Source organism: Anaerotignum sp. MSJ-24 (assembly GCF_018918145.1).
Classification (GTDB): domain Bacteria; phylum Bacillota; class Clostridia; order Lachnospirales; family Anaerotignaceae; genus Metalachnospira.
On the sequence record NZ_JAHLPX010000007.1, the window covers coordinates 509,676 to 534,644 of the forward strand.

Annotated in this window: 24 protein-coding genes; 23 read left to right on the top strand and 1 reads right to left on the bottom strand. The window is 41.2% G+C overall.

The annotated features are described in order from the left end of the window. From KQI66_RS08760 to ftsY, 15 genes are all read left to right on the top strand, one after another. Nucleotides 1–1,725, top strand: a complete 1,725-nt coding sequence (locus KQI66_RS08760) for a [Fe-Fe] hydrogenase large subunit C-terminal domain-containing protein (RefSeq protein WP_216428653.1) — start codon at nt 1–3, stop codon at nt 1,723–1,725. Further along, on the top strand, nt 1,722–2,897 hold the full coding sequence (locus KQI66_RS08765) for a SpoIIE family protein phosphatase (RefSeq protein ID WP_216428655.1): 1,176 nt from the start codon (nt 1,722–1,724) through the stop codon (nt 2,895–2,897). The genes KQI66_RS08760 and KQI66_RS08765 overlap by 4 nt, the downstream gene beginning before the upstream one ends. Before the next feature lie 27 nt (nt 2,898–2,924). Next, nucleotides 2,925–4,379 carry a 4Fe-4S dicluster domain-containing protein gene (locus KQI66_RS08770; protein ID WP_216428657.1) on the top strand — a complete coding sequence of 485 codons (1,455 nt, stop codon included), beginning with the start codon at nt 2,925–2,927 and terminating at the stop codon, nt 4,377–4,379. A 202-nt stretch (nt 4,380–4,581) separates the two neighbouring features. Further along, the gene (locus tag KQI66_RS08775) at nt 4,582–6,138 is read left to right on the top strand and encodes an HlyD family efflux transporter periplasmic adaptor subunit (RefSeq protein ID WP_216428658.1); all 1,557 of its coding nucleotides are present in this window, start codon (nt 4,582–4,584) and stop codon (nt 6,136–6,138) included. Between the two features lie 16 nt (nt 6,139–6,154). Then, the gene (locus KQI66_RS08780; RefSeq protein ID WP_216428660.1) at nt 6,155–6,862 is read left to right on the top strand and encodes a YggS family pyridoxal phosphate-dependent enzyme; all 708 of its coding nucleotides are present in this window, start codon (nt 6,155–6,157) and stop codon (nt 6,860–6,862) included. Nucleotides 6,863–6,905: 43 nt separating this feature from the next. Continuing rightward, complete coding sequence (locus KQI66_RS11410) at nt 6,906–7,460, top strand: cell division protein SepF (protein ID WP_216428663.1); 555 nt, start codon at nt 6,906–6,908, stop codon at nt 7,458–7,460. 70 nt (nt 7,461–7,530) lie between these two features. Further along, nucleotides 7,531–7,809 (top strand): YggT family protein, encoded by a 279-nt coding sequence (locus KQI66_RS08790; RefSeq protein WP_216428664.1) that lies wholly within the window; start codon nt 7,531–7,533, stop codon nt 7,807–7,809. A 19-nt stretch (nt 7,810–7,828) separates the two neighbouring features. Next, nucleotides 7,829–8,626 carry a YlmH family RNA-binding protein gene (locus KQI66_RS08795; RefSeq protein ID WP_216428672.1) on the top strand — a complete coding sequence of 266 codons (798 nt, stop codon included), beginning with the start codon at nt 7,829–7,831 and terminating at the stop codon, nt 8,624–8,626. A 63-nt stretch (nt 8,627–8,689) separates the two neighbouring features. Next, complete coding sequence (aroB, locus tag KQI66_RS08800) at nt 8,690–9,772, top strand: 3-dehydroquinate synthase (protein WP_216428674.1); 1,083 nt, start codon at nt 8,690–8,692, stop codon at nt 9,770–9,772. An 11-nt stretch (nt 9,773–9,783) separates the two neighbouring features. Continuing rightward, nucleotides 9,784–10,263: a signal peptidase II gene (gene lspA / locus KQI66_RS08805; RefSeq protein WP_216428676.1), complete on the top strand. Its 480-nt coding sequence runs from the start codon at nt 9,784–9,786 to the stop codon at nt 10,261–10,263. A gap of 28 nt (nt 10,264–10,291) precedes the next feature. After that, complete coding sequence (locus KQI66_RS08810; protein WP_216428781.1) at nt 10,292–11,200, top strand: RluA family pseudouridine synthase; 909 nt, start codon at nt 10,292–10,294, stop codon at nt 11,198–11,200. Between the two features lie 39 nt (nt 11,201–11,239). Then, entirely contained in the window at nt 11,240–12,181 is a 942-nt protein-coding gene (locus tag KQI66_RS08815) for an aspartate carbamoyltransferase catalytic subunit (protein WP_216428678.1), read from the top strand. Further along, the gene (locus KQI66_RS08820) at nt 12,165–13,436 is read left to right on the top strand and encodes a dihydroorotase (protein ID WP_216428680.1); all 1,272 of its coding nucleotides are present in this window, start codon (nt 12,165–12,167) and stop codon (nt 13,434–13,436) included. The genes KQI66_RS08815 and KQI66_RS08820 overlap by 17 nt, the downstream gene beginning before the upstream one ends. 22 nt (nt 13,437–13,458) lie before the next feature. Beyond that, a complete protein-coding gene (smc, locus tag KQI66_RS08825; RefSeq protein ID WP_216428681.1) occupies nt 13,459–17,040 on the top strand; it encodes a chromosome segregation protein SMC in 3,582 nt (1,193 codons plus the stop codon). A gap of 22 nt (nt 17,041–17,062) precedes the next feature. After that, nucleotides 17,063–18,430, top strand: a complete 1,368-nt coding sequence (gene ftsY, locus KQI66_RS08830) for a signal recognition particle-docking protein FtsY (protein ID WP_216428683.1) — start codon at nt 17,063–17,065, stop codon at nt 18,428–18,430. A gap of 60 nt (nt 18,431–18,490) precedes the next feature. Here ftsY and KQI66_RS08835 read toward each other — a convergent pair whose 3' ends face one another. Next, nucleotides 18,491–19,378 (bottom strand): LysR family transcriptional regulator, encoded by an 888-nt coding sequence (locus KQI66_RS08835; RefSeq protein ID WP_216428685.1) that lies wholly within the window; start codon nt 19,376–19,378, stop codon nt 18,491–18,493. Between the two features lie 249 nt (nt 19,379–19,627). Here KQI66_RS08835 and KQI66_RS08840 point away from each other — a divergent pair, with 249 nt between their 5' ends. The 8 genes from KQI66_RS08840 to nrdG all read left to right on the top strand — a co-directional run bounded on the left by KQI66_RS08840 (nt 19,628) and on the right by nrdG (nt 24,910). Then, the gene (locus tag KQI66_RS08840) at nt 19,628–20,566 is read left to right on the top strand and encodes a 4Fe-4S dicluster domain-containing protein (RefSeq protein ID WP_253287713.1); all 939 of its coding nucleotides are present in this window, start codon (nt 19,628–19,630) and stop codon (nt 20,564–20,566) included. A gap of 174 nt (nt 20,567–20,740) precedes the next feature. Beyond that, the gene (gene ylxM / locus KQI66_RS08845) at nt 20,741–21,091 is read left to right on the top strand and encodes a YlxM family DNA-binding protein (protein ID WP_216428689.1); all 351 of its coding nucleotides are present in this window, start codon (nt 20,741–20,743) and stop codon (nt 21,089–21,091) included. Nucleotides 21,092–21,104: 13 nt separating this feature from the next. Then, the gene (gene ffh, locus KQI66_RS08850) at nt 21,105–22,454 is read left to right on the top strand and encodes a signal recognition particle protein (protein WP_216428691.1); all 1,350 of its coding nucleotides are present in this window, start codon (nt 21,105–21,107) and stop codon (nt 22,452–22,454) included. A gap of 84 nt (nt 22,455–22,538) precedes the next feature. Next, nucleotides 22,539–22,781, top strand: coding sequence for a 30S ribosomal protein S16 (rpsP, locus tag KQI66_RS08855; protein WP_216428693.1), 243 nt, complete (start codon nt 22,539–22,541; stop codon nt 22,779–22,781). 26 nt (nt 22,782–22,807) lie between these two features. After that, nucleotides 22,808–23,038: a KH domain-containing protein gene (locus tag KQI66_RS08860; protein ID WP_216428695.1), complete on the top strand. Its 231-nt coding sequence runs from the start codon at nt 22,808–22,810 to the stop codon at nt 23,036–23,038. A gap of 71 nt (nt 23,039–23,109) precedes the next feature. Further along, nucleotides 23,110–23,637, top strand: a complete 528-nt coding sequence (gene rimM / locus KQI66_RS08865) for a ribosome maturation factor RimM (protein ID WP_253287714.1) — start codon at nt 23,110–23,112, stop codon at nt 23,635–23,637. Further along, complete coding sequence (gene trmD / locus KQI66_RS08870; RefSeq protein ID WP_216428697.1) at nt 23,637–24,395, top strand: tRNA (guanosine(37)-N1)-methyltransferase TrmD; 759 nt, start codon at nt 23,637–23,639, stop codon at nt 24,393–24,395. The genes rimM and trmD overlap by 1 nt, the downstream gene beginning before the upstream one ends. Nucleotides 24,396–24,400: 5 nt before the next feature. Further along, nucleotides 24,401–24,910 (top strand): anaerobic ribonucleoside-triphosphate reductase activating protein, encoded by a 510-nt coding sequence (gene nrdG, locus KQI66_RS08875; RefSeq protein WP_216428700.1) that lies wholly within the window; start codon nt 24,401–24,403, stop codon nt 24,908–24,910. The last annotated feature ends 59 nt before the right edge of the window (nt 24,911–24,969 follow it).

A 24,969-nucleotide genomic window follows, 5' to 3' on the forward strand; every position in this document is an offset into this window, starting at 1 on the left:
ATGGTAAAAATGTTCGATTTCATGAGCGACAACTGTAAAAACTGTTACAAATGTATCAGATATTGTCCTGTAAAGGCAATCCGTTTTGAAAGCGGAAAAGCGGAAATCGATTCTGACAAGTGCATTGCCTGTGGGCAATGCTTTGTTATATGTCCGAAACATGTTAGAAATGTGGATAATGATTATTCAAAGGTGTTTGACAAAATAAAGAGTGGAGAAGAAGTAAGTGCTCTTGTGGATTCATCATATCTTGCTATGTTCGATGAACCGGAGAGATTTGTTGCCGGTCTTAAAAAGCTTGGTTTTACCTCTGTTATGGAGATTGCATCAAGTACGGCGGTTGTTACCGAAGAACAGATGGAATACATGGAGGATCACAGATTCCTCAAATATATGATAACGGCAAGCTGTCCATCCGTATATTTATATGTATGTAAATATTATCCGGAGCTTGTTAAATATCTTATACCTGTTGTTTCGCCTGTTGTTGCTCTTGCAAAGTATGTAAGAAAAAGAAGACCGAACAGCTTTAATGTATATGTAGGTCCTTGCTTAAGTCGAAGATATGAAAGTCAGCACAGTGAAAAAACAGGCCTTGATGCATCAATCAGCTTTTCTGAGGCTGTAAGAATGATGAAGGTCAGCTTTATTGATTATAATGAGATTGAGCCTCTTCTTCCGGACATAGTTTCCGGCAGTGAACGAAAGAACTATGCAATGCCCGGAAAGACATGCGACAGATTGGTGGTAAAAGCAAACAGTCTTAATTACAGTATGGTTTCGATTGAAGGTGCGGATCAGGTTACTGAATTTCTTGATGCTATAAAAGATGGCATACTTGATAGAACTGTTGCTGATTTGGCGATGTGTGCCGGTTCGTGTCTTGACGGCCCGTTTATGCACGGTTCAAATACGAATATGTTCCTTGCTCTCCAGAAGCTTAGAAAACACGTTGACCATCGTAAAAAAACCATGGGTGGAGATGACAGCGACGAGTATATGAACTGGTCCGGTGTCAGCTTTAAAAACAATTTCTCGCCGAAAGGAATAGAAAAGCCTGTTTATTCCGAAAAAGAGATAAAGGACGTTCTTGTTGCAATGGGCAAAAACAGCAGGGCAGATGAGCTTGATTGCGGCGCATGCGGATATAATTCCTGTCGTGATAAAGCGGTTGCCGTTCTTTCGGGAATGGCACAGGTGGATATGTGTATGCCGTTTATGAAGCGAAAAGCCGAAACGATGACAAGTGCCATATTTATTGCCGCAAGAAACTTTATTATGATGGCAGACCTTGATTATAAGGTTGTAAGAATAAATCCGGCGGCTTCAAGAGTTACGGGAATAAGCATGGATGATGCAACAGGTATGTCTGTTGAGGAGTTCATACCAAGAGAATATTTTGAAAAGGTTTTTTCCACAAAGACGGATATTGTCGGCGAAAAAATCAATATACCCAAGTTCAATGATTATACGGGACTTATGAATATTATGTATATGCCCGATGACCAAAAGTTCATGGTCACAATGCAGAACATAACAGAAGAGGAAAAAAGAAGGGTAGAGCTTGAAAAGCTTAAGCTCAATACGGTTGAGGTAGCGCAGAAGGTCATTGATAAACAGATGATGGTTGCTCAGGAAATCGCCAGTCTGCTGGGTGAAACAACTGCCGAGACAAAGGTTGCCCTTAATAAGCTTAAGAAGGTCGTAATAAAGGAAGGTGAATGACGGTGTACTTTATTGACGCTTCCTATAACAGCCTGAAAAAACACCATGAGGAGCTTTGCGGTGACTGTATTCAGCAGGCTAACCTTGACGACAGCAAGATTTTTGTACTTGCGGACGGCCTTGGCAGTGGTGTAAAAGCTAATATTTTGTCTACACTTACGTCCAAAATAGCCATTACAATGCTGCGAGAAGGCTCAACGCTTGAGGAAACAATAGACACAATAGTCCATACTCTGCCTGTCTGTAAGCAAAGACATCTTGCGTATTCAACATTTACGCTTATAAAGATATTCAAGGACGGACATGCCTATGCGGCAGAGTTCGATAATCCGGCGCTGTTTCTGCATAAAAACGGCAAGGATATACCTATTGAAAAAACACTGAAAAAAATAGGTGATAAAAATATATATGAAAGTAATTTCATGATGGATAAAGACACAATGCTTGTTGCTGTAAGCGACGGCGTTGTTCACGCCGGAGTAGGCCATTCGCTCGATCTCGGCTGGGAATGGGTGAATGTAAACACATATCTCAGAGATATGTCCAAGGAAGATATATCGACAAAGGACGTCGTTAAAAATGTCCTTGACAGCTGCAATGAGCTTTATGAGGAGGAGCCCGGTGACGATACAACCGTGCTTGCCGTAAAAATAAAGGAGCAGCAGGTAATAAATCTTCTTGTAGGGCCTCCGAGGGATAAGAAAAACGATAATGCCGTATTCAAACAGGTGCTTTCCTCCGGCGGAAAGACCGTTATATGCGGAGGTACAACTGCACAGATAGCCGCAAGAATACTCGATAAAGAAGTGGATTTTGATATGGACACAATGACCATGGATATTCCGCCGATGGCGCATATTGAAGGCATAGAGCTTGTTACCGAAGGTATAATCACATTGAGTAAAACAATAGATATTCTTCGTGAATACGTTAAGCCTGACTACAATCCGAAAATTGATAAAAAGCTCAATGAAAACAATGCGGCATCAATGCTTGCAAAGCTGCTTATTGAGGACTGCGACGGTGTAAAAATATATCAGGGAATGGCAGTAAATCCGGCACATCAGGATCTGGCATTCAAAATGGACTTTACCTATAAGGTAAACCAGATTAATGAGCTTACCCATCTGCTTGAAAAAATGGGTAAGGACGTAGAGGTAACATATATATAAATTTTGACAATAAGGACGATTATAAAAATGAGAAAATTTGAAAGCAATGTTCAGTACATTAAATATCTTGTCAACAGGGAAATAACAGAACGCTTTATAAACGGTACTTTGGACAGCTCTCTTGACGAAATTGCGGAAAAGCTTGTTCCAGGACCTAAGCCGGCTACACGCTGCTGTATATATAAAGAAAGACATATCATAAAGGAAAGAGCGAAAAACGCTATCTATCCTCAGACAAAAGAAAATGTAATCAGTATTCTCCATGACGCTTGCGACGAATGTCCGGTAAACCGTTTTATGATTACCGAGGCATGCCGAGGCTGTCTCGGACACAGATGTCAGGAGGTTTGCCCGAGAAATGCGATATTCATGGTAAACCACCATGCCTACATAAATCAGGAGCTTTGTATAGAGTGCGGACGCTGTAAAGAGGTGTGTCCGTTTAATGCAATAAGTGATGTTAAACGTCCATGTATACGTTCATGTGAAATCGGAGCAATACAGATAGACGAAAATAAAAAAGCGGTTATCGATGACAGCAAATGTGTATCATGCGGTGCCTGTGTTCATCAGTGCCCGTTCGGTGCCATTGTGGATAAACCGTTTGTACTCGATGTGCTTAACCTTCTTAAGGAATCCGAAAACAATACAAAGTATAAGGTTTATGCAGTTGTTGCTCCGGCAATATCCAGTCAGTTTACAAACGCAAGAATAGAGCAGGTTATCACTGGAATAGAGAAAATCGGCTTCTATCATGCTGTTGAGGCGGCTCTCGGTGCCGATATTGTTTCATACCATGAGGCACACGAATTTGCCGAAACAATAGAAGAAATGAAGTGGAAAACAACAAGCTGTTGTCCGGCTTTTGTTGATTATGTAAGCAAAAAATTCCCTGAGCTTATGGATCATGTTTCAAAAACGGTTTCACCTATGGTTGCAACAGCAAGACTTATAAAGAGTCTTGATGAAGACGCAAAGATTGTATTCATAGGACCTTGTACGGCTAAAAAAATGGAAATCAAAAAGGACGATATTAAGGACGCAGTTGACCTTGTTATTACCTTTGAGGAGCTTCAGGCTATGCTTGATGCAATGAACATTGAGCTTGAAAAATGCGAGGACAGCGTGCTTGACAATGCTTCATTCTATGGAAGACTTTTCGCAAGAAGCGGCGGTGTAAGCGAGGCTGTTAAACAGGTTGTCGGACATGAAAAATTCAATGTTGAGTTTAAACCGGTTGCGGCAGACGGACTTGATGCCTGTACAAAAATACTCAGACTTGCAAAGGCCGGAAAGCTTGACGGAAACTTTATCGAAGGTATGGCTTGCAAATGCGGCTGTATCGGCGGTGCGGCATCACTTTCGCACGGACCTAAGGATGTTACACAGGTCGATAAATATTCGGCACTTTCAAAGGAGAAGAATTCCATTGACGCAATACGAGTATTTGATATTGACAGTATAGATCTTGACAGAAAATAAGCCTGACAATTTCATTTAGTTATTTGTATTTTTTGGCAGAGAGTTTCTCTCTGCCTGTTTTTATATACAAAATTGTAAGAACATATTACTAAAATATTAACAAAAAGGTTTTAAATGTCGCTATTTTTATGGTATAATAAATAGTCAAATATATTGAATTGATTTTATATATCGATTTTAATAAATGATTAGGAGAATTTTTATGCCTAACAACAAACATAGACGAAGAAACGGTGTGCCTCCGGGTTACACCGATAACAGAAATACGGCTGTACCGGCTCCGCCTGAGCCAAACCGCGGAAAAAAACGCAAACGGCACGGCAGTGGCCTTAATAAACTTGCCTTTGTGCTTTTTGCGATTATACTTGCTTATATGGTTAAATATACCATTGACTTTGCAAAGGGCGGAAACAATATTTCGATAGAATCCGTTTCATATGGCACGATAGATATACCGAATTCCTTTGACGGAATTGCGGTAAGAGATGAATATGTTGTTAATACGGATACAACCGGCGTGCCTACCTTTAATTACGGCGAAGGCGATAAGGTAGCCAAAAATTCAATAGTTGCCACCGTAAGCGAAGGCGAATCTGCCGCGGCTGCAAAGGACAAGCTCAAAAATATAGATGAAAGCATAATTGAGGCACAGAAAAACAGAATAGATATATCCATATATAAGGACGATATAAACAGGGCAGAGGAAAATATGGAATCATCAATATATTCTGCCGCAAGAAATGTTACGTCCGGAAATACATATGCCATTTATACAATGCGTAATGCGGTTGAAACACAGCTTGATATAAGGACTGAAATCTGGATTACCGAAAACAGCGAAGGCTCGGATTCATCGCTTTCGTCACAGCGTAAATCATATCAGTCACAGTTTGACAGCAGTGTTCATGCCGAAAGAGCGACAGACAGCGGAATACTGGTGCTTTCATGTGACGGTAAGGAAGAAACGTATACTCCGGATACAATGGAGGATATATCTAAAAAGGATATTCGTGACGGATCTTCGGTAACATACCTTTCCAAAACAACGGCAGTTGACGCAGACAGTCCGCTGTTTAAAATAATACGAAGCAACAACTGGTATATATGCGCTTATATAGATACCAATATTGCCGCCGAATGGAATGTTGGTGATACAAAGATGCTGCGTGCACTTGTGGATAAAAGCGAAAAAACCGTTCAGGCAACAATCGAATCCATGACAGAGAAGGAAAACAGTACATATGTTGTTTTTGCCTGTGACCGAAATGTTCAGGATTTTATGAGTGTGAGAACATTTGAGTTTTATATAAGTGATGTTTCGTATGTAGGACTTAAGGTTCCGAATAGCGCCATTGTGGAAAAGACATTTATTAAAATACCTGTTGATTGTGTAACAACAAGCCTTGACCAGAGAAGTGTAATAAAACGTGTTGACGGAAACGACAGCGTTGTTAAGCTTGATGTGGAAAGCAGTGACGAAAACTTTATTTATGTTCGTCAGGATTTTGACCAGCTTAAGCTTGGCGATGTTATTCTTAAAGGAACCGGTGAAACGGCAACGGAATATACAATAAGCGAGGTTTCCACAAAGACGGGAGTTCTTACGGCTAACGGTGCGTTTGCCCAGTTTGCATCTATCTCCGTTTTGGGTAAAAACGGGGAATATACAATAGCCGATGCGAATAAATCCGGCTTAAAGGCTTATGACAAAATAATCACCAATGCGGCTGATGCGGCAGAAGGCGATGAAATATATTAATTCGGAGGATGATAGTATGGAAGACTACGGATATATTTCCGAGAATATTGAAAATATAAGAAAAAATATTGATGCTGCCTGTAAACGCAGCGGAAGAGATCCTAAGGATGTTCTTCTTCTTGCGGTTTCAAAGACTGTGGATGTTGACAGAATAAAGGTTGCTGTTGACTGCGGACTTAACAGCCTCGGTGAAAACCGTGTACAGGAAATTATGGAAAAATACGAGCCTATGGGCGAAAATGTTAAGTGGCATTTAATAGGACACTTGCAAACAAACAAGGTTAAGTATATAATCGATAAGGTTGAACTTATTCACTCGGTAGAAAGTATTAAGCTTGCTGAGGAAATTAATAAACAGGCTAAAAAGCATAATCTTGTTATGGATGTGCTTGTTGAAGTAAACATGGCTGATGAGGAATCCAAATTCGGCGTTAAACCGGAGGAAACCGAAGGCTTTATCCGAGAATTGGCATTAATGGACAATATCAGAGTCAGAGGACTTATGACTGTTGCGCCTAATGTCGAAAACGGAGAAGAAAACAGAGTTTATTTCAGGAATATGAAGCAATTATTAGTTGACATCAACGCAAAAAATATTAATAATATAAACATGGACATTCTGTCTATGGGTATGACAGGTGATTATGAAACCGCCGTTGAGGAGGGTGCAACTATCGTAAGAGTCGGCACCGGAATTTTCGGTAAAAGAGATTATACGAAATAAGAATTAAATCAAGAAAACTACTACCATTTAGGAGGAAAATACTGTGGCGAAATTTATGGATAAAATCAAGGATTTTATAGCCGGACCTTATGATGATGATTATGATGAATACGACTACGACGGATATGATGACGAAGAAGAAGAATACCATGCGCCTGCACGTTCTTCAAGAACACAGAGAGAAAGTGTAAAAGAACGTGAACATGAATCAATTCCCGAATACACAGCACCTAAGACATCTTCAAGAAGAAGTCAGCCTCAGGTTGTTGATTTCGGTGCCGCTCAGGCAAGCTCATCGGAACAGCAGGTTGTTATTATCAAACCTATTACGTTTGAAGACGCTCAGGCTGTAACAGACCAGATGAAGCTTAGAAGACCGGTTGTTGTAAACCTTGAAAAGCTTGAATTTCCGGTTGCACAGAGAGTTATGGATTTCTTAAGCGGAACATGCTATGCACTTGAAGGAAAACTTCAGCGTGTTTCAAAACAGATATTTATTATTGCACCGGTGAACTATAACATTTCAAGCGAGTCTATGGAAGAGCCTAAGCTTGCTAAGACAAGCGTTCCTTCATGGATGGGACTTGGCGGAAGATAATAAGAGATTAATCGGAAACAGGTTTTGAAATATAGACCTGTTTTCGGCTTAACTTTCAGGAGGTGCGTCAATGACGACACTGCTTACAAATGCTGTAAATGTATTTTTTAAATTATTGTATATTTTGATTATCATTAGGGTGTTCATGTCTTGGGTGCCTAATCTCAGATATACAACAATAGGTAATTTTATTGTAACGCTTACCGATCCTATACTCGGACCGGTAAAAAGAATGATGGATAAATCACCGCTCGGCGGAGGAATGATGCTCGATTTTTCTCCCGTTATTGCTTTATTCATATTAGATATTATTCAGATGATTATTCTCGGAATTATATCAATATTCTGAAAGGGCGGTTATTCTTATTATGGAATTTATAAATAAGAATGCTTTGTTAAAAAGTTATTATCAGCCTGATGAAAAGCTTTTGCTGGCAAAAGTCTTGGATCAGGCTGATTTGAGTTTACGCAGACATATCATTACTTTTTCGGACTTTTTGTCGCCGGCGGAAACGGCACAGGCGGTTGAGCTTCTTAAAAAAGTACATGACCTGTCTTTTTTGGCATACGGCGGTTATAACGACTGCGAAAGAAAAATGCTTGGCTTTTATCCTGATTATATGTCTGCCGAGGACGTATATTTTCCGATAACGGCAGTGAAGATAAAGTTTAATCCGAAATTTTCTTCGCCTCCGTCCCATAGGGATTATCTCGGCTCTGTGCTCGGTATGGGGATAGAACGCGGAAAGGTCGGCGATATTGCCGTTGTGGAAAACGGTGCGGTCTGCTTTATTGAGGACGGAATTGCTGATTATGTTGTTTCCGGTCTTGAGCGAGTCGGACATACTAAGGTGACTGCTGAAAAGGCAGATATAACCGATGACCTTGTTCCGCAAAAGAAAATGGTCGAAAAAAATATAACCGTTGCATCAATGCGTGCCGATGTAATATTTGGTGCGGTTTTTAATGAATCAAGAGAAAGCATTAAACAGCTTATCAATGCCGAAAAAGCGTCCGTTAACTGGCTGCCGCTAAAAAGTGTTTCCGCACAGCTGAACGAAGGCGATGTTCTTTCGCTTAAGGGAAGCGGCAGAGGCGTTCTGATTTCGGTAAACGGCGAAACAAAAAAAGGCAGAATAAGCATAAAAATAGGTAAATATGTTTAAAGAATGCTGAAAACTCCAAGTCAGAATTTTTATGGTTTTCAACTTAAAGTTGGAGGAAATGAAATGAATTATATTACAGTTGATACAGGTAAGGAAAGCTATCCCATTTATTTTGAGGAAAGCTTTGATTCACTTTCTTCTGCCGCCGAAAAGTGCGGCTGCAAAGGAAAGAAGCTTTGTATAATAAGCGACAGCAATGTTGCTCCGCTTTATGCCGAAAAGGTAAAAAGCGAGCTTGAAAAAGTTTTTTCCGAGGTATATGTATGTACATTTACTGCCGGAGAAAAAAGCAAAAATCTTGATACAATAAAGAGCTTTTATGATTTTCTTCTGGAGCATAAAATCGACAGAAAAAGCGTTATAGCCGGTCTTGGCGGCGGTGTTACCGGAGATATGGCAGGTTTTGCGGCGGCTACATTTATGCGCGGCGTTGATTTTATACAAATTCCGACAACGCTTCTTTCGCAGGTTGACAGCAGTGTCGGCGGAAAGGTCGGAGTGGATTACGGCCCTTATAAAAATACCGTAGGTGCATTCTATCAGCCTAAGTTTGTATACATAAATACATCAAGCCTTGATACACTGCCTAAGCGTGAATTTTCCGCAGGCATGGCAGAGGTTATTAAGTACGGAATAATAGCCTCGGAGGAATTTTATGATTATATAAAGGGAAATAAAGAGAAAATCAAGTCCGGTGATAAGGACTGTCTTGAAAACATAATCCGCAAATGCTGTCAGATGAAGGCGGATGTGGTCAATCTTGACGCAAACGATACAGGCATAAGAGAAACGCTAAACTATGGTCATACAATAGGTCATTCCGTTGAAGGACTCAAGGAGTTTGAGCTTCTGCACGGCGAATGTGTTGCTCTCGGTATGTGTGCGGTAATGGATATATCCGTAAAGAGAGGATATATTTCACAGGACAAGCTTGATGAATTTGTTGACCTTCTTAAATATTTCGATCTTCCGACAGAGGTTTCCGGACTTGACAGGGAGAATGTATATAATCAGCTTTTCCATGATAAGAAGGTAAGCGGAAATAAGCTTAAATTCGTTATTGCTGATAAAATAGGCAGTACAATAAGAACCTCCGATGTCGAAAAAGAGGAAATTATGACTGCCATTGATTATATTCTTAAATGAGGATTGATAATATGCTGATTTCGGTTATTGTTGCGGCGGTTCTTGCTGCTGTTGATCAGATTACAAAACATATTGCTCTTACAAAGCTTAAGCCTATTGGCAACACAACATTCATTAAGGGCTTTATGGATTTTACCTTTGTGGAAAACAGAGGTGCGGCATTCGGCATACTTAACGGCAAAATATGGCTGTTATTAATTCTTGCCGCAATTATCTGTGCCGTAATAATATATTCCATGCTCAAAATGCCAAAAACAAAGGAATACAGACTTCTTAAAGCGGCACTTACGCTTATACTTGCCGGAGCTGTCGGAAATGTTATCGACAGGGTTATAAGAGGATATGTTGTGGACTTTTTCGAGTTTACATTCATAAGCTTTCCGGTATTCAATATGGCGGATATTTATGTTGTGGTCGGTGCGATTGCAATGGCACTGATTATGATTTTTGTTATAAAAGACGAGGATAAAACAGGAAACGGCGGTAATTGATATGCAGTGTGATGATAAAAAAACAGATATGCGTACCTTTGCGGCAGAGCCGGAGGACATAGGCACAAGAATAGACGTCTTTGCGGCGGAAAACAGTGACGCACTTTCCAGAAGCGGTTTTAAAAAGCTGATTGAGGAAGGCAATGTGCTTGTAAACGATAAGGCTGTGAAGGCGAACTATAAGCTCAGAAAAAACGATATTGTTACGCTTATAATACCCGAGGCAGAGCCGTTGGAAATAATTCCGCAGAATATACCTCTGGATATTCTTTATGAGGACGACGACGTTATAGTTATAAATAAGCCGCAGGGAATGGTTGTGCATCCGGCTCCCGGACATTATACCGATACGCTTGTAAATGCTCTGCTGTATCATTGCGGAGATTCGCTTTCGGGAATAAACGGCGTTATGCGTCCGGGCATTGTTCATAGAATAGATATGGATACTTCGGGCGTAATAATGGCGGCAAAAAATAATAATGCTCACAGATCGCTTGCGGCACAGCTTGCGGAGCATTCAATAACAAGAAAATATAACGCTATCGTTTATAACAATATAAAAGAGGACGAAGGAACGGTTGATAAGCCTATTGCAAGAAATCCTTCGGACAGAAAGAAAATGGCGGTTGTTCCCGGCGGAAGAAGAGCAGTAACACATTATCGTGTTCTGGAAAGGCTCGGAAAGTTTACGTTTATCGAAGCACAGCTTGAAACAGGCCGTACTCATCAGATAAGGGTGCATATGACATATATCGGACATCCTCTGCTTGGTGATTCCGTTTATGGGCCTAAAAAACAGCCGTTCAACCTTAAGGGACAGGTGCTCCATGCAAGAGTTCTCGGCTTTATCCATCCGAGAACAGGTGAATATATGGAGTTTGAATCTGAATTGCCAGAGTATTTTACAAGATTGTTGGATAATGTGAAGAAGTTATAGCAATTAGCTTTTGGGTTATATTCGGGAGTGTGCAGTAAAATGTTTTTAAACCGTAAGGATTTTCTCGGTATAAGGGATCTTTCAGCCGAAGAGCTGCATTATATTCTTAAAACAGCCGAAACGATGAAGTTTGTTCTTAACCAGAAAAATAAAAAAGTCCCGCATTTAATGGGCAAATCAGTAATTATTCTTTTCTATGATGCCAGTGCGAGAGCAAAGCTTTCTTATGAGCTTGCGGCACAGCATTTGAGTGCCAATGTTGTTGATATGATGGCGTCCTCTTCAAGCGAAAAAAAGGAACGTCTTCAGGATATGGGCCAGCTTATTGACCAGATGGGTGCGGATTTCATTATTTTAAGACACCCTATGTCCGGTGCGGCAAGACTGCTTGCTGACAGCGTTAAGGCATCGGTTATAAATGCCGGTGACGGATATAACGAAAACCCGGGACAGTCGCTTCTTGATTTGCTTACTATAAAGGAGAGCAAGGGCGGCTTTGAAGGACTTAAGGTAACTATAATAGGCGATATTTTCCACAGCCGTATTGCAAAGAGCAACATCTGGGGACTTACAAAGCTCGGTGCAGAGGTTTCCGTATCAGGCCCGACAACGCTTATTCCTAAAAATCTTGAGGATTTCGGCGTAAGAGTATGCCTTGATCCGAGAGATGCGGTCAGCGGAGCGGATGTAGTGCTTTCCACAAGAATTTTTGATGAAGTAGAAAGAGATAATCTTCTGCCGTCCATGGACGAATACAGAAGTATGTTTATAATAGATGAAAATTTGATGAAGTATGCCAAAAAGGACGCAATAGTTATGCACCCCGGACAGATAAACAGAGGTGTTGAGGTGGCAACAAGCGTTGTGAACGGCAGTCAGTGCATTGTAAACGACCAGATTGCCAACAGCGTTGCGGTCAGAATGGCTATGCTTTACATACTTTCGCAGATAGGAGGCGGCCTTAGTGAGGCTTTTGATTAAAAACGGAATTGTTGTTTCCGAGGAGCTGGGCGGAGAAAAAAAGGCCGACATTCTTATCGAGAATGACAAGATAATTAAAATTGCGGAGCAGATTGATGACGAAAATGATCAGGTGCTTGATGTGGAAGGACTTTATGTTCTTCCAGGCTTTATTGATATGCACTGCGCCGTATGCGATCCGGGACACGAAAGCGTCGAGGATATAGAAACAGTGTCAATGAGTGCCGCCGCCGGAGGCTTTACCACAATAACGGCACAGCCGGATACACAGCCGGCGGTTGATAACAAAACCGTTGTTGAATACATAATAACAAAAAGCAAGGAATACGCAGATGTAAATATACTGCCTTACGGAAGCATGACTCTCGGCTGTAAGGGCGAGCGTATTTCCGAAATAGGTGAAATGGTTCATGCCGGAATAGTCGGTATTGCGGACGGCGACCTTACTGTCGGAAATGCGGAAATAATGCGTAATATTTTTGTGTATTCAAAAATGTTTGATATGCCCGTAATAACACATTGTGAGGATATGGCGCTGTCGGGCAAAGGAGTTATAAACGAAGGAAGAGTTTCAACACAGCTCGGGCTTTTGGGAATACCGAGAGAGGCTGAGGATATAATTGTTGCAAGAAATATCGTTCTTGCGGAAAACGCCGGAGCAAGACTGCATATCGCACATGTGAGCACTAAGGGTGCTGTAAGACTGATAAGAGCTGCGAAAAAGAGAGGCGTCAATCTTACCTGCGATACATGCCCGCATTATTTTACCGTAACCGAAGATGTGGCTATGAACTATAACACCTATGCAAAGGTAATTCCTCCGCTCAGAACAGACAGCGATATTAAAGCGATTGCGGAAGGTGTTGCGGACGGAACCATTGATGTTATTTCTTCAGGCCATGCACCGACAAGAAAAGAGTTTAAGCAGAGAGAGTTCGACACTGCGGCTTACGGAATATCCGCTTTGGAAACGGCCTTTGCACTGAGCTATACAGAGCTGGTCAAAAACGGAGTTATAACGATGAGCGAGCTTGTGAACAGGCTTTCCGAAAAGCCGGCTAAGGTGCTCGGACTTAACACAAAGGGAAAGCTTGCGGTCGGATATGATGCAGATATTACCATTGCAGACTGTGGCGAAGAATATGTTATTGATGCGGAAAAATTTTATTCCAAAGCAAAATTTACGCCCGTACACGGAAGAAAGGTGTGCGGAAGGATAAAGCATACAATGGTCGGAGGAAAAATCATAATCTGACATTATTGATTGAGGTGTGCCGATGTATTTAAAGGAACTGGATTTACAAGGCTTTAAATCCTTCCCTGAGAAGGTAAGGCTTGAATTTAATAAAGGAATTACAGCCGTAGTAGGTCCCAACGGAAGCGGAAAAAGCAATATTTCCGATGCGGTTAGATGGGTTCTTGGCGAACAGCGTGCAAAAAGCCTTCGTGGTGGAAAAATGGAGGACGTTATATTTGCCGGAACAGCTAACAGAAAGCCTGTCGGCTTTGCCGAGGTTTCAATGACGGTGGATAATTCAGACAAAAAAATTCCTGTTGATTATACGGAAATAAAGATAACAAGGCGTGTTTATCGCTCCGGCGAAAGCAGTTATTCCATAAATGGTGTGGAATGCCGTCTTAAGGACATATACGAGCTTTTTATGGATACCGGTATAGGTCGTGACGGATACAGCATTATCGGACAGGGCAAGATAGACGAGATACTCTCCAATAAATCCGAGGACAGACGAAGACTTTTTGAAGAGGCCGCCGGAATAGTTAAATATAAAAACAGAAGAACCGAGGCAGAAACAAAGCTTGAGCGTGAACAGCAGAACCTTATCAGAATTACCGATATAATAAGCGAGATAGAGTCCAAAATAGGGCCTCTCGAAAAACAGGCAGAGAAGGCTAAAAAATATCTTGAGCTGTATGCACAGCTTAAGGAGGCTGATATTCAGCTTTTCAGAATAAACGGACAGAAGATTGAAAGCGAAGTGTCAAAAACCGAAGAGCTTGTAAAATCCGTAAATGAAAATATAGCTTTAAATGAAAATAACCTTGAAAAATTCAAGGCTGACAGCGAAAGCATAAAGGAGCAGACAGAAAGGCTTAATTCCGATACGGAGGAGCTCAACCGAATGCTTACCGAGCTTGCCGCAGAAATAGAAAAAAACGAAGGCATAAGCCTTCTTACACAGGAACAGATAAAAAATCTGGAGGAAACGGTACTTCGACTGAATACAGAAAAAAATGAGGCAGCCGAAAAAACGGCGGCGGCTTTGGCAGAGACCGAAAAATATCGTGCCCAGATAATAAACATAAATAATGAAACAGAGCTGTTAAACAGCCAGCTTTCCGAAAAGGAAAATTTCCTCGGAATTATGCTTAATAAAGAAAATGAGCATGAGAAAAAAATAGAAGAGATTAAAGCCGACGTAATTGAAAAAATCAAGATTTCGGCTGACTTAAAAAGTAACTGCGAAAGAATAAAGCTTATGCTCGAGCAGTTTGAGGCAAGAAAAAGCCGAATAGACAGTGACAGAGCCGAAAATGCCGAAAGGCTTGACGAAATAAAGAAAAGATTTTCCGAGCTTAACGAAAAAAGCGAGCAGGCGGAAGAGGATATTCTTGAATTAAGGAAAGAGCTTGACAGAAACGAAGCTAAACAGCAGAGTATAAAAAATACGATAGAAACACTCCGTAAAAGTTTTGAGGAAAAGAATAAAAGCCTTACGGAAAAACAGTCAAGACTTCGTGTTCTTACAGATATGGAGCGTGAGCATGACGGATATTATAAATCCGTAAAGGCGGTTTTACAGCTTAAGGATAACGGAGATAAGGCCTTCGGCGGAGTTCATGGTGCTGTTGCGGAGCTTTTGAAAACCGATGCAAAATACGAAACTGCCATTGAAACGGCTTTGGGCGGAAGTATGCAGTCCATAGTTGTGAATAACGAAAATGATGCAAAGACGGCTGTAAATTATCTGAAAAGCCGTCAGCTCGGAAGGGCAACCTTCCTTCCTATCGCAACGGTTAAGGGAAGAACCTTCGGAAACGAAAAGGATAGTATACTTCGGGAAAATGGCGTTGTTGCGGCGGCGTCTGATCTCGTTAAGTATGATGAAAAATACAAAGGCATTGTGGAAAGTCTTTTGGGCAGAATTGTCGTTATGGACAACATGGATAATGCCATTGTATTTGCAAGAAAATATAAACAGAGCCACAGAATAGTTACGCTTGAAGGCGATGTATTTATGCCCGGCGGTGCAATAACCGGCGGTAGTTCCGGCAGAAAAGGCAGCAGTGTTTTTTCGAGAAAACGTGAAATGGACGGTATCAAATCAGAAATTGATGCTTTGATGACTGCCTGCAAAAATCTTCGTGCGGAAGGCGGACAGCGTTCACAGGAGTTAAAGAAGCTTGCCGAAAGAGAAAATGAGCTTAAGGAAGAAATAAACGAAATAAATATTTCAAAAATTACGGCATTAAAGGAGCTTGAAAGCGTCAATAATTCCGTAAAAGAGCTTGAATACAGAATTAAGCTTATCGATATAGAAAAAACACAGCTTACCGAGCAGAACGACAGTGCGAAAAACGATTTTGATAATGCACAGAAGGAGCTTGGCGAGCTTGAAAGCACTATTGCCGAAACAGAAAAAATGCTTGATAATTTCAGACATTCGGCTGAGGACAGCAAGAGCGGAAGAACAAGCCTTTCTGACGAAATAACGGCACTTAAGGTAAAGCTTTCGTCCATTGAGGCACAGAAAAAAGGCTTTGAGGAGAGTATTTCCCGTATCAATGCGGAAAACAAAAAGCTTATTGAAACCACAAAAAATGCCGACGGGGCAATAGAAAATGCTCTTGCGGAAAAAGCCGAAAAGGAAAAAATGCTTGCCGAAACCGCAGAAAAAACCGAAAAACTTCGTGAACAGAAGACCGAAAAGGACGGCACACTTGCGGAAACACTGGAAAGCCGCAGAGGTGCGGCACAAAAGCTGGAAACAATAGAAAAAAATGTCGAAAACTGCCGTGAAACAATACTCAAATACAAAAATGAGCTTGTAAGGCTTGAAACAAAGTCGGAAAAGCTCGAGGAGGATAAAAAACGCCTTTTCGACAGTATGTGGGACAATTACGAAATTACATATCCGGAGGCATTGAAATATCCCGAAACAGACGCTTCTGCCGGAGAGCTTTCAAAGAATGCTTCGGAATTGAGAGGAAGTATAAGAACTCTGGGAACGGTCAATGTAAATGCTGTTGAGGAATATACCGAAACGAGAGATCGTTATGAATTCCTCACAAAGCAGAAGGAGGATATAATACAGGCAGAGGAAAAGCTGAAAACCATAATCAAGGATTTGTCTTCTCTTATGGAAAAGCAGTTCAGGGAAAAGCTTGAAATTATATCGGACAACTTCAATGATGTTTTTAGAGAAATGTTCGGAGGCGGACAGGCATATCTTAAGCTTGCCGAAGAGGACAATGTTCTGGATTCTGGAATAGATATTATTGCACAGCCGCCCGGAAAGACCTTGCAGTCAATGATGCTGCTTTCCGGTGGAGAAAGAGCGCTTACGGCAATAGCCATATTGTTCTCGATACTCAAGATGAAGCCGTCGCCGTTCTGTATACTGGACGAAATCGAGGCCGCACTTGATGATGCAAACGTACTGCGTTTCGGTGATTATTTGCAGAGATTTTCGAACGAAACACAGTTTATTGTTATCACTCACAGAAAGGGTACTATGGAGGCCGCAGATGTGCTTTACGGCGTAACAATGCAGGAGGCCGGTGTTTCCAAAATAGTATCGGTTAAGTTTGATGAGGCTGTAAGGGATAACGCAATATAATAATTACGGAGGTAATAACTATATGGGATTTTTTGATTTCCTTAAGGGAGCGGAATACAGAAATAAAGAGGAAGATGTAAAGACAGAGGAAACCAATGCAGAGGAAAGCGTTGAGCAGATCGTGCATGAGGTTGCTGACGAGATAGAGGAAGAAACAAACGAGCCTGTTTCCGACGAGGTCGTTTCCGAGGTCGTTGAAAACGTAACACAGATTGAAAACGAAATAAATGATGATGTTACCGAGCATGTGAACAATCCGGAGGCTTTTGAAGAGGAAGAATCCGAAGAGATTGAAGAGGAAACATCGGAAGAAGCAACAGAGGAAGAACAGCCGGAGGAAGCCAACGAAGAGGCAGTCGAAGAAGCTGAAACTGAAGAAACAGTTGAAGAAACTGAGAATGAAGAGGAAGAAACAGAAGAGTCCGATACGGAGGAAAATGGCGAAGTTGAAGATGAACAGCCGGAAGAAGAGCATAAGCTTGGATTTTTTGCAAGACTTAAACTCGGGCTTGAAAAGACAAAGAAAAATATATTCGGCGGAATCGAATCGGTTCTCGGCGGCTTTACAAAGATTGATGATGACCTTTTTGATGAGCTTGAAGAGGCACTTATAATGGCAGACCTCGGTGTTGATACAACACTTAAGGTAATAGAAAACCTTAAAAAGCGTGTAAAAAAAGAGCACGCAGAGGATCCGGCACTTATAACGGGTATGCTCCAGGACGAAATTGCCGAAATACTTGTGGAAGGTGCAGAGGAAGAGTTTAAGATTGTACCGCCTACGGTTATTCTCGTTATCGGTGTAAACGGAGTAGGAAAGACAACAACAATAGGCAAGCTTGCGGCTAATTATAAGGCAGAAGGCAAAAGCGTTATGCTTGCCGCAGCCGATACATTCCGTGCAGCAGCCATTGACCAGCTTAAAATATGGGGTGAACGTTCCGGCGTCGATGTAATATGCCATGAGGAAAATTCCGATCCGGCGGCAGTTGTTTTTGATGCGGTAAATGCCGCAAAGAACCGTAAGACCGATGTACTTATATGCGATACGGCAGGCAGACTTCATAATAAGAAGAACCTTATGGACGAGCTCAAGAAAATAGCCAGAGTAATCGGAAGAGAATATCCCGAGGCAAACACAGAGGTATTCCTTGTTCTTGACGCAACAACCGGACAGAATGCTTTACAGCAGGCAAAGCTGTTTAATGAAGTTGCGGATATTACGGGGCTTATACTTACAAAGCTTGACGGTACCGCAAAGGGCGGTATAGTAATAGCAATCAAAAATGAGCTTAATATACCGGTAAGATATATCGGTGTAGGCGAAGGCATTGCGGATTTACAGGAATTCAATCCTTCGGAATTTGCAAAGGCATTATTTGAAAAATAAATAAAATTAAAACAGTCTCGGATTTTGGATAATCATTTTCCGAGACTTATTTTTTGTTTTTTACATTCTGTATTTTTTTATTCTGCGGAACATTTCGGTGTAGTATTTATAATATATGCTGTTTTTACGCCATATGAAATAAAAATCATGGTGTACGGGAAAATCTCTCAGCGGTATTTTTTTGAGCCGTCCTTCCGCAATATCCTCACGCACAGCCTCTTCATATATAAATGTAATTCCACAATTATTAATGACCATGTCCTTAATGACATTTATGTTGTTTATGACAGCAACCGATTTAAAATCCTCGACCTTAAAATTTCTTTCGTGAAGATAACGCTCAAAAATCTCCCTTGAACCTGAGCCGGGTTCACGTATAATAAGACGCTCGTTTATGTAGTCGGCAATATTGGTTGTTCTGCCATCAAGATTAAATTCGCCGGAGCATACACCTATGAAGTTTTCATGGGAAAATATGAGCGAGTCATATTCGGATTTCGGGAAATAGCCTTCAACAAGGGCAAAATCCAAATCTCCGGTAACGAGCATATCACAAATATCCTTTGTGTCGGCAACAATCAGCTTTACGTTAAGGTCGGGATTTTCCTTGAGATAATCGGCAATAAAGCCTTTTATGGCAAAGCCGCCTATTGTCAGTGTTGCACCGAGCCTAAGCTCCTGCTTTTGTGTGCCATATGTGCTCAGCTTATCACGAAGATAGATGTCGTCATGGCGCATGGTAAGAGCTGCAGAACGCAGATATTCGCCGGCCTCGGTAAGATGGAGCTTTTTTCCCTGATAGACGAAAAGCTTGGTGCCGTAATAATCCTCGATATAATGTATATGCTGTGATACGGCAGGCTGTGTTATATTGAGCTTCTGTGATGCTTTGGTAAAGTTCATACATTCGCAGACGGCGAGAAAGGTTTCCATTCTGAAATCGAGCAAAAAATCACCTCTTAATACTATATTTTGCATAACTGAAATTTTATAAAATGATTTTGCAGAAATGACGATTGATATAACTATAATATAAATTTATTGTTAGATAAAAATAAATAATTTTATAATATTATAAAGTGGTGCTATAATTATGTCAATACCGATTAAAACCATTATAAACAGTGGATTTACGGGATTTACCGAAATATATATAGGGGTATGTATATTCAGGTAAGGTTTAAGGAGGATATACTAATGGAAAACGAAAGAGTATTAACACAGGACGAAATCAAAAGCGTAAAAGGCAGAGGATTTCTTAACCAGAAGGGTACGGATAAATTCAATGCCAGAGTGGTAACGGTAAACGGAAAAATAACATCGGAGCAGTGCAGAGCTCTTGCCGATGCGGCAGACGAGTTCGGCTCAGGCGAAGTTGCTTTCACAACAAGACTTTCGGCAGAGGTACAGGGAATTCCCTTTGATAAGATTGACGCATTCTGCGAAAGTATTGGCAAGGTAGGTCTTGAGGCAGGCGGCACAGGCCCCAAAGTAAGACCTATTGTTTCATGTAAGGGTACAACATGCCAGTATGGTCTTTGCGATACATATGCACTTTCCGAGAAGGTTCATAAGATTTTCTATAAGGGCTATGGCTCTGTTAAGCTTCCGCATAAGTTTAAAATTGCAGTTGGTGGTTGTCCAAATAACTGCGTAAAGCCCAATCTTAATGATGTTGGCATAAGCGGAAGAAGAATACCTCAGTTCAATGCTGATAAATGTAAGGGATGTAAGGTATGTGCGGTAGAAAAGGCTTGTCCCGTACATGTTCCTCATGTGGAAAACGGAAAGCTTGTTATTCCCGAAGAATCATGCAACAAATGCGGACGTTGTGTAGGCAAGTGTCCATTCGGTTCAATCGAAGACGGTGTTTACGGCTATGCGGTAATCATCGGCGGTCGTTGGGGCAAGAGAGTTGCACAAGGCAGACAGCTTACAAAAATATTCACAAGTGAGCAGGAGGTTCTTGAGGTTGTTGAAAAGGCACTCCTTTTCTTCAAGGATCAGGGCAAAGACGGAGAGCGTTTCAATGATACAATAAACAGACTTGGTTTTGAATATGTTGAGGAACAGCTCATGGGTGATGATCTTCTTAAACGTAAGGAAGAAATCATTGCGGCAGAGCTTAAAAAATAATAAATGAGTTAAATCAAGCCGTTTTGCCGGATATTGAGCAAAACGGCTTTTTAAATAAAAAATTCATTTTGTAAAGTAAAAATGCTTGACAAACTATACGCATTATATTAGAATATCACAGGTAAAGTTATTTTACTTTACAGCCGTAAGCTGAAAGCACTGCGGAGGTATAGAATGGATATTTTAAAAACAACGCTTCTCTATGATTTTTACGGAGAGCTTTTGACAGACAAGCAGAAGGAAATATACGAGCTTTTTTATCAGAACGATATGTCGCTTACCGAAATTGCGGGTGAGCTTGATATAAGCCGGCAGGCGGTTCGTGACCAGCTCAAAAGGACAGAAAAAATACTTTCGGAATATGAACAGAAGCTTGGACTTGTGGAAAGATTTATGGCGGACAGAAATTCTGCTCAGCAAATCAGAAGGCTTATTGATGAGCTTGAGGATAAATGTGCTTTCTCTCCCGAGGCAGTTGCCATTGCGGAGAAAATAAGAAAAGCTGTTGATGAAATAACTGAATGACGGAGGAAAATATATGGCTTTTGAAAATTTATCCGATAAGCTTCAGAATGTATTCAGACAGCTCAGAAGCAAAGGAAAGCTTACAGAAAAAGACGTAAAGGACGCCATGAGAGAGGTTAAGCTTGCGCTTCTTGAGGCAGACGTCAATTATAAAATAGTTAAACAGTTTGTAAACAAGGTAAACGAACGTGCTGTTGGTGCAGAGGTTATGGGAAGCCTTACACCCGGACAGCAGGTTATCAAAATAGTTAATGAAGAGCTTGTAGAGCTTATGGGTTCCGCACAGAGCAAGCTTACATTTTCCAATAAACCGCCTACAATATATATGATGGTCGGCTTACAGGGTGCCGGTAAAACAACAACCTCCGGAAAGCTTGCCGGGCTTCTCAGAAAACAGGGTAAAAATCCTTTGCTCGTTGCCTGCGATGTTTACAGACCTGCCGCTATAAAGCAGTTACAGGTTGTAGGAAACAATTATAATATTCCCGTTTTCGATATGGGAGATAAGGTAAGCCCGGTTGAAATTGCAAAACAAGCCGTTATTGAGGCTCAGAAAAACAGAAACGATGTTATTCTTATAGATACCGCCGGACGACTTCATATAAATGAAGAGCTTATGGAGGAGCTTCAGAACATCAAAGCCGCTGTTAAGCCTCAGGAAATACTGCTTGTTGTTGATGCAATGACAGGTCAGGATGCGGTTACCGTTGCCGACAGCTTTAATTCACAGCTCGGTGTTGACGGTATAATCCTTACAAAGTTAGACGGTGATGCAAGAGGCGGTGCCGCACTTTCGGTAAGAAGTGTAACAGGCAAGCCCATCAAATATATCGGTATGGGCGAAAAAATGGAGGACCTTGAGCCTTTCTATCCCGACCGTATGGCATCAAGAATACTCGGCATGGGAGATGTGCTTTCGCTTATCGAAAAAGCACAGCAGAATTATGACGAGAAGCAGGCTGCCGAAATGGCGGAGAAAATGCGTAACAACGACTTCAATCTTGAAGATTTTCTCGACCAGATGCAGCAGATTAAAAAAATGGGACCGCTTAAGGATCTGCTCGGTATGATTCCCGGAATGAGCCAGTTCAATCTTAACGATGTTGAGGTAAATCCTAAGGATATGGCACATATCGAGGCTATTATACAGTCCATGACAAAAGAGGAAAGACAGGATCCTTCCATACTGAACGGCCCGAGAAAGAAACGTATCGCAAACGGTTCGGGCAGAACCATTGCAGAGGTCAACAGACTGCTTAAACAGTTTGAAGAAATGAAAAAAATGATGAAACAGATGAATATGATGGGAAAAATGGCAAAAGGTAAAAAGGGCCGCTTTAAAATTCCCGGAATGTTCAGATAATATTATTCAGGTATAAATGCCGTCAGGCTAAAACATACAATTATAAAATAATCTATATGCTAAATTAATAGGAGGACAAACAAAATGGTAAGAATCAGATTAAAAAGACTCGGAGCTAAGAAGGCACCCTTTTATAGAATCGTAGTTGCTGACCAGAGAACATCAAGAAACGGTAAATCTATTGATGAAATCGGATACTATGATCCTACAAAGGAACCCGCTGTATTAAAGGTAGATGCTGATCAGGCTAAGGCTTGGATTGCTAAAGGTGCTCAGATGTCAGATACAGCTAAGGCTTTATTAAAGAAAGCAGGAGTTGTTGACTAATCCTTGCCGGAATCGGAGGAACATCTATGAAAGAATTACTGGAGGTAATAGCCAGAAACCTTGTTGACAATCCCGATGCCGTAACCGTATCAGAGGTTAAGGGTGAGCGTTCTATCATTCTTGAGCTTAAGGTTGCTCCGGAGGACATGGGCAAGGTTATTGGAAAGCAGGGCAGAATTGCCAAGGCTATCAGAACTGTTGTTAAGGCCGCAGCTATCCATGAGGATAAGAGAATTGTGGTTGAAATAGTACAGTAAATATCTTGGAATTGATATAAGAAATTTTTAAGTTAGGAGTAGCGGAGTTTTGCTCCTAACTTTTTTCTGATATGGGAGATAAAATGGATAATTATTTTGAAATCGGAAAAATAGCAGGCACACACGGCATAAAGGGAACTTTAAGAATATTTCCCACAACAGACGAGCCGGATCGTTTCAGTCTGCTTAAAGAAGTTATTGTTGAATATAAAAATGAGAAAAAAGTGTGTAAGGTGAATAAGGTTGCTTATCACAAGAACTTTGTGCTCCTTACGCTTGATGAATATAACGATATAAACGATGCCGAAAAGCTTAAGGGCGGCAGAATACTTATTCCTGCCGAAAAGGCACTTCCGCTCGGTAAGGACGAGTATTATACAAGAGATTTGTATGACCTTGACGTATATACGGTTGAAGGCGAATATCTCGGAAAGCTTACGGAAATATATACAACGGGAGCAAACGATGTTTACGCCGTAAAGGGTGAAGGCACAGGCGGAAAAGAGCTTCTTATTCCGGCAATAAAGCAGTGTATTATTTCTGTGGATATAGCAGAAGGAAAAATGACAGTCAGTCTTATGGAAGGTCTGAGAGATTAATGGGCTTACTTAATTTTCATATACTTACACTTTTTCCGGAAATGATAAACGATACGCTTTCCCACAGCATAACGGGAAGGGCAATAAAAGAGGAAATAATCGGCATAAATGCCGTAAATATAAGAGATTTTACAAAAAATAAGCACAGACATGTTGACGATTATCCCTATGGCGGAGGTGCCGGAATGGTTATGCAGCCTCAGCCTGTTTATGATGCTTATAAGAGTATTGTGGATAAGGAAGGCGATATGCGTGTTGTGTTTATGACACCACAGGGAAGAAGGTTTGATCAGTCCATAGCCGAGGAGCTTTCCGAAGAAAAGAATATAATGCTCCTTTGCGGACATTACGAAGGCATTGACGAGCGAGTTGTCGAAGAGATTGTCACCGACGAGATTTCGATAGGTGATTTTATTCTGACAGGCGGAGAGCTTGCGGCAATAACGATTATTGATGCGGTTTCAAGGCTTATTCCGGGCGTTCTCGGCAAAGAGGAAAGTTTTGAGGACGAAAGCTTTTCAGACGGACTTCTGGAATATCCCCAGTATACAAGACCTGTGGAATTTATGGGAAGAACGGTTCCCGATGTGCTTATGTCGGGACATCATGCAAATATAGATAAGTGGCGGCACGAAAAGGCATTGGAAAGAACACTTCTTAAGCGTCCGGATTTGCTCGAAACAGCGGCACTTACCGATAAGGATAAAAAATATCTGGCAGAATTCAGCAAAAGGCTGTCGGATAAAGAACAGAGGTAACAAAAATGGATATAAGAATTTTTGGAATACAGGGAGATTCGATTGTTGATGGTCCGGGAATAAGAATGGCTGTGTTTACACAGGGCTGTATTCATAACTGTGAAGGCTGTCATAATCCAGAAAGCCATGATCCGAACGGCGGAAAGGTTATGACCACAGACAGAATAATTGAGCTGGCGGCAGAAAATCCGCTTTATGACGGTGTAACACTTACCGGCGGAGATCCTTTTTATCAGCCGGAAGCATGTGCGGTTATAGCCGAAGGTGTTAAAAAGCTTGGGCTTAACGTATGGACATTCACCGGCTATACCTATGAGCAGATTATAAACAGCGGAAGAGAAGACTTCATGCGTCTGCTTAAGTCATCAGATGTCTTGGTGGACGGACGCTTTGAATTGGATAAAAGATCGCTTGAGCTTAGGTTCAAGGGCAGCAGCAATCAGCGTACAATAGATGTGCAGGCAAGCCTCGCAAAGGGAGAGCCTGTGCTTTGGGAAGAAAAAACTTACTTTTAAATATTATGGGCATTACCCCAATGTTTTCACAGTATTTTGATTGAAGAAAGGAAAAACAA